Annotated in this window: 13 protein-coding genes; 12 read left to right on the top strand and 1 reads right to left on the bottom strand. The window is 31.3% G+C overall.

The genetic code is table 11. The features are described 5' to 3' along the window. Positions 1–165 precede the first annotated feature (165 nt). On the bottom strand, positions 166–294 hold the full coding sequence (locus tag EV214_RS19280) for a hypothetical protein (RefSeq protein ID WP_279233090.1): 129 nt from the start codon (positions 292–294) through the stop codon (positions 166–168). Positions 295–637: 343 nt separating this feature from the next. On the opposite strand from EV214_RS19280, the gene EV214_RS00125 reads away from it, so the two are divergent. From EV214_RS00125 to miaB, 12 genes are all read left to right on the top strand, one after another. Continuing rightward, a complete protein-coding gene (locus EV214_RS00125; protein ID WP_132241471.1) occupies positions 638–853 on the top strand; it encodes a 4Fe-4S dicluster domain-containing protein in 216 nt (71 codons plus the stop codon). Continuing rightward, on the top strand, positions 840–1,979 hold the full coding sequence (locus EV214_RS00120) for a 2-oxoacid:acceptor oxidoreductase subunit alpha (protein WP_132241469.1): 1,140 nt from the start codon (positions 840–842) through the stop codon (positions 1,977–1,979). The genes EV214_RS00125 and EV214_RS00120 overlap by 14 nt, the downstream gene beginning before the upstream one ends. Before the next feature lies 1 nt (position 1,980). Then, positions 1,981–2,802 (top strand): 2-oxoacid:ferredoxin oxidoreductase subunit beta, encoded by an 822-nt coding sequence (locus EV214_RS00115; protein ID WP_132241467.1) that lies wholly within the window; start codon positions 1,981–1,983, stop codon positions 2,800–2,802. A 1-nt stretch (position 2,803) separates the two neighbouring features. Beyond that, positions 2,804–3,343: a 2-oxoacid:acceptor oxidoreductase family protein gene (locus tag EV214_RS00110; protein ID WP_132241465.1), complete on the top strand. Its 540-nt coding sequence runs from the start codon at positions 2,804–2,806 to the stop codon at positions 3,341–3,343. A gap of 25 nt (positions 3,344–3,368) precedes the next feature. Next, the gene (locus EV214_RS00105; protein ID WP_132241463.1) at positions 3,369–4,241 is read left to right on the top strand and encodes a MurR/RpiR family transcriptional regulator; all 873 of its coding nucleotides are present in this window, start codon (positions 3,369–3,371) and stop codon (positions 4,239–4,241) included. Between the two features lie 141 nt (positions 4,242–4,382). Next, positions 4,383–4,994: a histidine phosphatase family protein gene (locus EV214_RS00100; protein WP_132241461.1), complete on the top strand. Its 612-nt coding sequence runs from the start codon at positions 4,383–4,385 to the stop codon at positions 4,992–4,994. Positions 4,995–5,012: 18 nt separating this feature from the next. Then, positions 5,013–6,239 carry a BaiN/RdsA family NAD(P)/FAD-dependent oxidoreductase gene (locus EV214_RS00095; RefSeq protein WP_132241459.1) on the top strand — a complete coding sequence of 409 codons (1,227 nt, stop codon included), beginning with the start codon at positions 5,013–5,015 and terminating at the stop codon, positions 6,237–6,239. A 33-nt stretch (positions 6,240–6,272) separates the two neighbouring features. After that, positions 6,273–6,920, top strand: coding sequence for a (d)CMP kinase (cmk, locus tag EV214_RS00090; protein ID WP_132241457.1), 648 nt, complete (start codon positions 6,273–6,275; stop codon positions 6,918–6,920). Between the two features lie 98 nt (positions 6,921–7,018). Further along, positions 7,019–9,001, top strand: coding sequence for a bifunctional 4-hydroxy-3-methylbut-2-enyl diphosphate reductase/30S ribosomal protein S1 (locus EV214_RS00085; protein WP_132241455.1), 1,983 nt, complete (start codon positions 7,019–7,021; stop codon positions 8,999–9,001). A gap of 120 nt (positions 9,002–9,121) precedes the next feature. Beyond that, positions 9,122–9,892, top strand: coding sequence for a CheR family methyltransferase (locus EV214_RS00080; protein ID WP_132241453.1), 771 nt, complete (start codon positions 9,122–9,124; stop codon positions 9,890–9,892). Positions 9,893–10,075: 183 nt separating this feature from the next. Further along, a complete protein-coding gene (locus EV214_RS00075) occupies positions 10,076–10,687 on the top strand; it encodes a MerR family transcriptional regulator (RefSeq protein ID WP_132241451.1) in 612 nt (203 codons plus the stop codon). Between the two features lie 210 nt (positions 10,688–10,897). Further along, a complete protein-coding gene (miaB, locus tag EV214_RS00070; RefSeq protein WP_132241449.1) occupies positions 10,898–12,334 on the top strand; it encodes a tRNA (N6-isopentenyl adenosine(37)-C2)-methylthiotransferase MiaB in 1,437 nt (478 codons plus the stop codon). Positions 12,335–12,376 lie beyond the last annotated feature (42 nt).

The following is a 12,376-nucleotide window of genomic DNA, read 5'->3' as shown; positions in this document are numbered from 1 at the left end:
GCTTGTATTTTTAGATTGTATCTTTTCAATCTTTCTTAATACAAGATATGTAGGTGGAAGGATATGTGTTACATGATTATTAGATAAAGCGTTATATTAGATAACAAATTGTGAAAAATTTATGTAAAAAGAATTGGGAGAAATCTCCCAAATTCTTATCTTTGATTAACAACCATAACCACCATATAAATATGGATAGCAGAATAAAATTACTAATAACAAGAAGAAAAATAGTAATTCGCTATTACAACCGCCAAATATACCACCAATTCCACCACATTGTGCATCAGCCATTAGAATGTGCCTCCTTTATGATTTAATTGGATTATTTATCTTAATCCTACTTTAAAGTATGCAGATTATAGCCTGTGTGTTACATTATTTTTTACTTAGTAGTAAATTATAGTTTCCTTATAATATGAATAACTAGGGGGAGTGAATATTTTTTAAGAAATTAAAATAACTGCATGCAATAATAATCGTAAACTTGTATTAATAAATTCGTGTGCACGATTTGAAGGAAAAATTGCATTATTGTATATCTTTTTAAAAATATGAAATTTAAATTGCATTCTAACTTTTTTTTTGTTATCATTAATTTGTGGAAAACATTAACTTTGGAATGGAGTTGAATAGAATGGCAAACCAGAATGAAAAAAAATTAATCGTAAAGAAAAGCTGGTGTAAGGGATGCGGAATTTGTGTAGAGTTCTGTCCTAAAAACGTACTTGCTTTGAATCATGAAAAAGTTGAAATTATTGATATTGAAAAATGTATAAAATGTGGTTTATGTGAATTACGCTGTCCGGATTTTGCAATTTATCTAGGAGGTATGGAAGATGAAGAAAAATAATATAAAATTAATGCAAGGAAATGAGGCCTGTGTTGAAGGAGCTCTTGCTGCAGGAATGCGTTTTTATGGAGGATATCCTATTACACCATCAACTGAAATAGCAGAAGGTTCAGCACAGAAGCTACCAAAAGTAGGTGGAAAATTTATACAAATGGAAGATGAAATTGCAGGTATGGCTGCTACAATCGGTGCTGCTCTTACAGGAGTAAAAGCTATGACAGCAACAAGTGGACCTGGATTTTCTCTAAAACAAGAAAACATTGGCTATGCAGCTATTGCTGAAATACCATGTGTAATTGTAAATGTACAAAGACACGGTCCAAGTACAGGGCTTCCTACTTCTCCATCTCAAGGGGATGTAATGCAAGCTAAATGGGGTACACATGGAGATCATCCTGTTATCGCAATATCTCCATCATCAGTAAAAGAAGCTTTTGACCTAACTGTTAGATGTTTTAATCTCGCTGAAAAATATAGAACACCTGTAATTCTTTTATTAGATGAAATTGTAGGCCATATGAGAGAGGGAATTGCAATTCCTGACCCTAGTGAATTAGAAATTATAGATCGTAAAAAACCTTCAAAAGATGATAAAAACTACTTAGCCTATAAAGTGGAAGAAGGCGAAATTGTACCAGCTATGGCAGGATTTGGGGATGGTCATAGATATCATGTTACAGGACTTGTTCATGATGAATCAGGATTCCCAACAAATAGCAATGAAATTGCAGATGTTCTTTGTACAAGAATTATGAAAAAAGTTGAAGATCATGTTGATGATATCGTAGCTTATGAAGAATTTCATATGGAAGATGCAGAAGTTGTAGTATTATCATACGGTGGAACTGCAAGAAGTGCGAAGAGTGCAGTGAAAAAAGCGAGAGAAAAAGGTTTAAAAGTAGGTATGTTTAGACCCATTACAATCTGGCCTTTCCCTGAAAAACAAGTAAAAGAATTCGCTAAAAATGTAAAAGGCATCATTGTTGCAGAGCTTAACTATGGACAATTAGTTTTAGAAGTAGAAAGAGTAGTAAAGGGTTCAGCAGATATTTTCCATATTGGAAAAGTTGATGGTGAGATTATTACTCCTAACGAAATATTATCTAAAATTGAGGAGGTAATTTAAAGTGACGAATGCATTGGTTGAAAATTATTTCAGAGTGGATAAATTACCACATATATGGTGTCCTGGATGTGGACATGGAATATTAATGAGAAGTATCGCAAAAGCAATAGAAAATTTAGGTTTAGACAAAGATAAGGTATGTATCGTATCTGGTATTGGCTGTTCTTCAAGAGCGCCTGGTTATATGGATTTTAATACATTGCATACAACACATGGTCGCGCGTTAGCTTTTGCAACAGGTGTAAAAATGGCTAGACCAGAACTTGAAGTAATTGTTATTACAGGTGACGGGGATGCATCAGCAATCGGTGGAAATCATTTAATTCATGCTGCAAGAAGAAACATTAACATCACAACAATCGTTTTCAATAATAATATCTATGGAATGACAGGTGGACAATATTCTCCAGCAACACCTACAGGAGATCTAGGTACTACAGCACCTTATGGTAATATCGATAGACCTTTTGATATTCCAAAGTTAGCAGCAGCTGCAGGTGCAACATATGTGGGGAGAGCTACTGCTTATCATGCAAACCTACTAACTAAATTAGTTGAAAATGGTATTCAAAACAAAGGATTTTCGCTTATTGAAGGATTAAGTGTATGCCCTACTTACTATGGTAGAAAAAACAAAAAAGGAACTGTTGTTGATATCATGAAATGGCAAAAAGAAACAGCTGTTGATACAAAGGTTGCAGCAAAACTTTCACCAGAACAACTTGAAGGTAAATTCTTAATTGGTGAATTAAAAAATGAAGCAGAGCCAGAATATACTGAAGAGTATCAAAAAATAATTGATAGATTTGTAAAGGAGAGATAATATGTCTAAGCAAATGGAATTAAGATTAACTGGTTCAGGCGGACAAGGACTTATTTTAGGTGGGATTATCCTAGCTGAGGCAGCAATAATGGATGGTAAAAATGCTATTCAATCACAATCCTATGGACCAGAGGCGCGTGGAGGTGCTAGTAAGGCAGAAGTAATTATTAGCAATGAAGAAATTGATTTTCCTAAGGTTCAAACAGCTGATCTTCTATTATCTCTAACACAAGTAGCTTGTGACAAATATGTTGACTTAATTGGGCAAGAAGGACTATTGTTAGTGGATTCATCCGTAACAGTTCCTGAAAATACAAATGCTGGAGAAGTTATTCAAATTCCAATACTTGAAACAGCTAGTGAAGTAATCGGAAAACCAATGGTAGCAAACATTATTGCAATTGGTGCGATTAATGCATTATTAAATATTGTATCTAAAGAATCACTTGAGGCTGCAGTATTAAATAGAGTACCAAAAGGTACAGAAGAACTAAATAAAAGTGCATTAGCGGAAGGGTATAAGCTTGGAGTTAGAAGATAAATCTGATTAGAAGAGGAAAACTTCCATGAGAGATAATAATGTAGATTTAATAAAAAACATTCAAAAAAGTTTTTCTAGATTAAGCAAAGGACAGAAATTAATTGCTCAATTTATTATAAATAATTATGATAAGGCAGCTTTTATGACTGCTTCAAAATTAGGAGATAAAGTGGGTGTGAGTGAATCTACTGTCGTAAGGTTTGCGAATGCCTTAGGGTATGATGGCTATCCAAATCTACAAAAAGAGTTGCAAGAGTTAATTAAAACAAAATTGACAACTGTACAAAGATTGGAAATGTCACAAGATTACACCAATGAAGGTGCGGTTCTTAAAAAAGTATTAAAAGCAGATATGGATAATATTAAAGCAACCATCGAAGAATTAGATGACCAGATTTTTGAGAGTGTTGTAGATCATATATTTAAAGCAAAGAGAATCTATATTATAGGATTAAGGAGTTCAAGTACATTAGCTGAATATCTCGGATTTTATTTAAATTTAATTCGAGATAATGTGAAAATTGTCACACCAGGAGTGAGTGATGTTTTTGAACAAATGCTAAGAGTAGGTAAGGATGACTTAGTTATTGGTATAAGTTTTCCAAGATATTCTACAAATACATTAAGTGCATTAAACTATACAAAAGAACAAGGTGCTTTAGTTGTAGGTATTACAGATAGCAAAGTTTCTCCAATTGCTACTATTTCTGATTATACACTCGTTGCTAGAAGTAATATGGCTTCTTTTGTTGATTCATTGGTTGCACCTTTGAGTTTAATTAATGCATTAACAGTTGCTGTAGGAATGAGAGAAAAATCTAATATATCCACCACTTTTGATAAACTAGAAAAAATATGGTATAAACATAATGTTTATGACAATAAAAATACAATATAAAAAATATAAAAAGCTACGGAAAATCCGTAGTTTTTTATATGCTTATATTGAGGTAAAGATGGAGAAAATAATCATAAAGATATGGAATAGATAAAATTAATGATATAATAGGTTTGATATTTCGAAAGGGGGAAAAGTAGTATGACAAGATTATATATAATAAGACATGGACAAACAAAATGGAATATTGAATCAAGAGCACAAGGATCAAAAAATATTGAGTTGACTAAAAAGGGACGGGATCAAGCGAATCTTTTAGCAGAAAGAATGAAAAAGTATAAAATAGATTGTATTTATAGTAGTGATTTGGATAGGGCGCATGAAACTGCAGTGATGATTGGAAAGAAAAAAAATTTACAGGTAAATACCATAAACGAATTGAGAGAGATGTGCTTTGGTGAATGGGAAGGATTAACGAACGAAAAAATAATAGAGGATTATAAAGAACACTACACAGTTTGGAGAAATAAACCTCATGAAGCAGATATTCCAGGTGGAGAAAAGTTATTAGCAGTCCAAAAAAGAGGATTAAAAGCCATTCATGAGATTATAAAAAAGAATAAAAATAAGAATATCCTTATTGTATCTCATGGTATTACAATAAAGACCATACTACTTGGCATTATGGATATGGATCTTTCAAATCTTTATAAGATAAGACAAGATAATACCTGTATGAATATCATTGAATATAAAGACTATGGACCAGTACTTGTTTCATTAAACGATACGGCTCATTTAGAAAATATTTAGGTAGAGGGTGATAAATAAGTGGAGCATATAGTAGTTATTGGAGGTGGCGCTGCTGGAATGGTCGCAGCAGGAACTGCAGCAAAAAGAGGAGAACACGTAATTCTTTTAGAAAAAAATGATACACTTGGTAAGAAGATATATATCACAGGAAAAGGGCGATGTAATCTTACAAACAATAAAGATATTGAAGAGTTATTGAATCATGTAACAAGAAATAAAAATTTCTTATATAGTGCTTTTTATTCTTTTACAAATGATGATGTAATCAATTTAATGCATGAATATGGAACACCTACAAAGGTTGAGCGAGGAGATCGGGTATTTCCGCAATCAGATAAATCGAGTGATGTGATCAAAGCTCTTAAAAAATTCATGTTATCCCATGGTGTAGATATAAAATTAAATGCTGAAGTAAAAGAAATTTTAATCCAAAATAATGAGATAAAAGGTGTTAGCCTGTCTGATCAGACTATTATTTCCTGCAAAAAAGTGATTATTGCAACTGGAGGCATGTCTTACTATACAACTGGATCAACAGGAGATGGGTATAAATTTGCAAAAAAATTAGGACATAGTATTATACCATTGCGCCCAGGGCTGGTTCCGCTTGAGACTGAAGAAGCGTGGGTAAAGGAATTACAAGGTTTATCGTTAAGAAATATTTCATTGAAAGCAATCTACAAAAACAAAGAAATCCATACAGAATTTGGTGAGATGATTTTTACCCACTATGGCGTTTCAGGCCCTGTTGTATTAAGTATGAGCAATTATATTAATGATTATCTAAAAAAGGGTAAGATTCGTGTGCTATTAAACCTTAAGCCTGCGTTAGACGAAGATAAGCTAGATCAAAGAATTATCAGAGATTTTGAAAAATATTCTAAAAAGCAGTTTAAAAATTCACTACAAGATCTACTTCCCTCCAAATTAATTCCTGTAATTATTGGACTATCAGGTATACCAGAAAATAAATATGTTAACCAAATAACAAAAGATGAAAGAAAAAAATTGATTAATCTATTGACTAATTTGCCTATGACCATTTCAAAGATGAGGCCTATTAATGAAGCAATTATAACATCTGGAGGAATCAACGTAAAAGAAATAAATCCATCAACAATGGAATCCAAAAAAATAAATGGAATATACTTTGCAGGAGAAGTAGTAGATATAGATGCTTTAACAGGAGGATATAATCTTCAAATTGCTTTTTCAACTGGATATTTGGCAGGCATGAATGTATAGCTATAATTAACGAAAGAAGCGAGGGGTAGGATGATGAAAAACATAAGCATTGCATTAGATGGCCCTGCAGGGGCTGGGAAAAGCACCATTGCAAAAATAATTGCAAATATAAAAAATCTAACCTATATTGATACTGGTGCTATGTATAGGGCTATCGCATTTAAAATATTAGAGAGAGGAATACATATAGAAGAAGAAAAAAAAATTCAAGAGATTTTATCACGATGTAAGATAGATATGGATGAGAATGATATTTTTTTAGATGGAAAAAACATTACAGAAGATATTCGAAGTCCTAAAGTAAATAATTTTGTTTCACATATAGCTAAAATTCCTCATGTGAGAATGAAAATGGTAGAACTACAGAGAAATATAGCATCGAATAAGCATGTTATAATGGATGGAAGAGATATAGGAACATATGTAATGCCCAATGCTACGTATAAATTTTACTTAACTGCATCCATTGAAGAAAGAGCCACCAGAAGATTCACTGAACTCAAGGAAAAAGGTATAGAAATTACACAAAAAGAAGTAAAAGATGAAATTGGAAATAGAGATAAAATAGATATGGAAAGAGAATTTGCACCTTTAAGAAAAGCAGAAGATGCTATTGAAATAGATACAACCGGAAAATCTATTCAAAAAGTAGTTGATGAAATATTGTATTATTTGAAATAATAGTATAGAATTCTTATAGTATTTATCTTTTTTAAAGAAGGAGTTTTGTAATAATATGTAGAATTTAAATAAAAGTAAATTTAGGAGGGATAATAAACTTGAAAATAGTTGTTGCCGATAATGCTGGTTTTTGCTTTGGTGTAAAACAAGCTATGAATAAAACACTTAATGCTATTGGTAATAATAATGATAAGAAGATCTATACCTATGGTCCTTTGATCCATAATAATCAAGTGATTGAAAGACTAGAATCTCAAGGTGTTTCATCAGTAGAAAATATTCAAGATGCCAAAGATAGTACAGTAATTATTCGTTCTCATGGTGTACCACTAAAAATTTATGATTTAGCCCATGGTTATAATATTGATGTAATAGATGCGACTTGTCCTTTTGTTAGGAAAGTGCAAAAAATCGCAAAAGAATATTATGATAGAGGATATACAATTGTTATTATTGGAAATCCAAAGCATCCAGAAGTAATGGGTATTAATGGATGGTGTAATCATAGTGCTTCTATCGTTCAAGGACCAGAAGATGTGAATGATATCAGTAAATTTGATAAAATATGTGTTGTAGCACAGACAACGATTACAATGGATTTATGGACTGATGTCATTGGAAAATTGCAAGAAAGAGCAAACATTTTAGAAACATTTAATACAATTTGTACTGCAACAAAAGAAAGACAAACATCTTGCGCTGATGTTTCAAAACAAGTAGATGCAATGATAATCATTGGTGGATATCATAGTTCAAATACACAAAAACTATTACAGATAAGTAAAAAATACTGCAAAAATACTTATCATATAGAAACTGCTGAAGAAGTACCAATAGCAGATATAAGCGGTTTTAAAAAAATTGGAGTAACCGCCGGTGCTTCTACACCGGACTGGATTATTAAGGAGGCTATTAAGAGAATGGACAATATGGAACAAGAACAAAATGAAATGATGAATATGATGGAGGAAATTGAAAACAGCTTGAGAGCACCGAGGAGAGGAACTTCTGTTAAAGGTACAGTCATTCTTGTAACGGATAATGAAATCATGGTAAACATTGGATATAAAGCAGATGGGATTATTCCTAAAAAAGAAATGTCTAATGACCCTCTTGTGAATCCCCATGAAATTGCTAAAGAAGGGGATCCCATTGAAGCATATGTGCTAAAAACGGATGATGGAGAAGGTAATCTTCTTTTATCTAAAATAAGAGTAGATGCTGAAAAAAATTGGGAACATCTAGAAAAAGCAACAGATGAGAACCATACACTACAGGTAAGGGTGGTTCAAGTTGTTAAAGGTGGTGTGATTGCAGTATATAAAGGAACTAGAGGATTTATACCAGCATCACAGTTATCAACAAATTTTATTAGCGATTTACAAGAATTTGTAGACAAAGAACTAGCTGTAAAGATCATTGACTTAAATATTGAGAAAAAGAAAGTAGTATTTTCACATAAAGTGATTATGAAAGAAGAAAATGAAGCAAAAAGACAGAAACTATGGGAAAATATAGAAAAAGGAAGTATTATTGAAGGCGAAGTAAAAAGACTTGTAAAATTTGGCGCATTTGTGGATATTGGTGGTATGGATGGATTAATTCATATATCAGACCTTTCTTGGAGCCGCGTAAATAATCCAAATGAAGTTGTGAGTATAGGAGACAAGGTAAAAGTTGTTATATTAGATTTTGATAAAGAAAATAATCGAATTTCATTAGGATTAAAACAAACAACACTTGAGCCATGGGCAAATATTGAAAGTAAATATAGTATTGGAGATATTGTTAAAGGAAAAGTTGTAAAGTTAGCAGATTTTGGCGCTTTTGTTGAATTTGAGCCAGGGGTAGATGGTTTGGTGCATATATCAGAAATTAGCGAAAAACACATTTCAAAGCCATCTGAAGAAGTTCATGTTGGTCAAAAAGTAAAAGTGAAGATACTTAATTTAGATAAAGAAAATAAAAGAATCAGCTTAAGTATGAAAGAAACAGCAGAAAGAACAGATCTTGCTGATTTAGAAATCGTTAATAATGACGAACCGACTACAATTGGTGAAATTTTAGCATCAAAAGAATAGGGAAGATCATTCTTCCTTATTTATTTTTTCTTTCTTGAAATTCATATGCCTTTATAAGAAAATAGAAGTAGAATAAACAAGGATATTTTTTATACGAATAGAAAATAAAGGGGACTAAATATGAATAATTATGAAAACTTCAAAGAAAAGATTTATAAAAAAACCAGAATCAATTTATCTTTTTATAAAGAAAGACAAATGAAAAGAAGAATCGATTCTCTTATTAAAAGAAATAATTTTACCAGTTATGAAGAATATTATAATGCAATGAATACAGACAAAAAACTCTTTGATGAATTTATTAATTACTTAACCATAAATGTTTCAGAATTTTTTAGGAACCCAAGTCAGTGGACCTTATTGCAAGAAGAAATTTTTCCTATGTTACTTAAAAATAACAAAAGATTAAAACTTTGGAGTTCTGCTTGTTCAACTGGTGAAGAACCTTATTCTCTTGTTATGGCACTAAGCGAACATTTACCTTTAAGTGCTATAAAAATACTTGCAACCGACATTGATAAAGAAGCCATCAATAAAGCGAAAAATGGTATCTATTCTAAAAAAAGTATTGAAAATGTTCCAACACATTTAGCAAATAAATATTTTGAAACGGTTGGAGAGTCTTATAGAATTAGCGAAAATATTAAAAAATGTGTTCAATTCAAGCAGCATAATTTATTAGATGATGCTTATCCAGATCAATGTGATTTAATTGTATGTAGGAATGTAATGATCTATTTTACAGAAGAATCGAAAGAAATTATGTATAAGAAATTTCATAAAGCATTAAATGATAAAGGAATATTATTTGTGGGGAGTACAGAACAAATTATTTTACCTACAAGGTATGAACTAGATTCTTTCAGAACTTTTTTCTATAAGAAAATTTAAATAACATATAAATTCTCAAAAAATACTATGTATTTGTTTAGTTTTTCAAATATATGGTATTTTTTTATTTGAATAGCCGAATTTATGTAAAAGAATGACCAAATTTGCTATGAAAAACTGCTTATAAAATGGAGGATTCGGAGGATACATCAAGAATAGTTTAAGTAGGTAGGAGGGATATAAATGATTGATAAAGAGAAAAATTATTCTATTTCAGAAGTAAGTAAAATAACTGGTTATGAGACCCATGTACTTCGATATTATGAAAGTGATTTTGATTTAGAAATTCCAAGGACAACTTCAAATCGCAGATATTATACATACAAGGAAATTGATCAATTTTTTTATATAAAACAACTACAAGAAAAGGGACTGACCAATAAACAGATCAAGCTTATCTTAGAATCACCGGAACTCGTTGTACCTGCAAATAATGAAGTTGCGATTACTGCGTCTGAACAATTAAGCATTTTAGAGGAAAATACTGATTCGGATGTGATTAAGACGCTTTGCATGAATATAAACGATACAGTAAATGCAAATGTGAATTATAAATTGGAAGAAACAAAGAATGAAATTATAGCGTGTGTTACATCTATATTAAAAGAAAAAGAAAATCTTGAAACGGGTGATGCAATGAAAAAAGAAAAAGATATACTTCTATGTGAAAATGCAAGATTGAAGATGAAAGTAAAAGAAAAAGCCTATGAGCTAGCGGAATTAAAAGAGAAGATGAATCGACTAGATCATAAAAAAAAGGGTGTTTTCGAAAGAATTTTTTCAATAAAGAAATAGAAATCGTTAAAATGAGCATATATACTATCAAGTAAGGTGCTTGTATTGAAAGAATAAATTTTATAATGCAATTATAGCGTAGAAAGAGCATATTCTTTAAAAAGTAGATGGGACAAGTCTTCTTTTTTTTTTATACTTTTGATATAATAAGGTTTAGATTGTGAAAGAATATACATGATAATGGTTATTATAGATTTAGGAGGAATGATTTTGAGTAAAAGAGAAGATGTACAAATTTCTATGGAAGAAATCGCGTTACAAAATGAATATATAGAAATAATTAAAATACAAAATGAAGCAGATTTAAAAGAAACAGGGGAAATTAGAAAAGTTATGATTACTACATATGGTTGTCAAATGAATGAACATGATTCTGAGAAGCTATTAGGTATGCTTGATCACATGGGATATATAGAAACAATAGACATGCATGAAGCAGATCTAATTATTTATAATACTTGCTGTGTTAGAGAAAATGCGGAGCTAAAAGTTTATGGGAATTTAGGTCATCTAAAACCGCTTAAGAACAAAAAGAAAGATATGATGATTGCTGTATGTGGTTGTATGATGCAGCAACCTCATGTAGTAGAACAAATCAAAAAGAAATATGCACATGTAGATTTAGTTTTTGGAACCCATAATCTCCATAAATTCCCTCAATTATTGGTAGAATCTAAAAAATCAGAAAAAATACTTATAGATGTTTGGGATGAAGAAGGTAGAATTATTGAAGGTTTACCGGCTATAAGAAAATTTAACTTAAAAGCATTTGTTACAATTATGTATGGATGTAATAACTTTTGTACTTACTGCATTGTACCCTACACACGTGGAAGAGAAAGAAGTAGAACTTCTGACGAGATTGTAAATGAAATTAAACAATTGGCTTTAAATGGTACAAAGGAAGTTACACTTTTAGGACAAAATGTTAACTCTTATGGAAAAACCTTAGATGAAGATATTGACTTTGCAGGTCTTTTATATAAAATAAATGAAATTGAAGGGTTAGAAAGAATTCGGTTTATGACCTCACATCCAAAAGATTTATCCTTTAGATTAATAGAAGCGATGAGAGATTGTGATAAAGTATGTGAGCATGCACATTTACCCGTCCAAGCAGGAAGTTCAAGAATCCTAAAAAAAATGAATAGACACTATTCTAAGGAAACCTACTTAGAATTAGTACAATCTCTAAAAAAAGAGATCCCAAACGTAGCGATTACAACAGATTTTATTGTTGGATTTCCAGGAGAGACAGAAGAAGATTTTGAAGAAACACTAGATTTGGTAAAAAAGGTTGAGTATGATACTGCCTATACTTTTCTTTATTCAATTAGACAAGGAACACCGGCAGCAAAATATACAGAGCAAGTGCCTGAAAATGTAAAACATGAACGCTTTGATAGACTATTAGATGCGCTAAATGATATTATTGCTGAAAAAAACAAGAAGTTAGAAGGTAGTGTTTTAGAGGTGCTTGTAGAAGGTAGTAGTAAGACAGATCCAAATAAATTTATGGGGCGTACAAGAACAAGTAAGCTTGTGAATTTTGAGGGCCCTAAAGATTGTATCGGAAAACTTGTAAAGGTGAAAATTACCCAAGCGAGAACATTTAGTTTAAATGGTGAATTTGTTGAAGAAGTGTAGTGGTCATAAAACCAGGGATATCCCTGGTTTTATACAGTTTTG

This window comes from Marinisporobacter balticus (assembly GCF_004345705.1).
Taxonomy (GTDB): Bacteria; Bacillota; Clostridia; order Peptostreptococcales; family Thermotaleaceae; genus Marinisporobacter; species Marinisporobacter balticus.
Note: the sequence above shows the minus strand (reverse complement) of the source record. Positions and strands in the feature narration are given on the sequence as shown.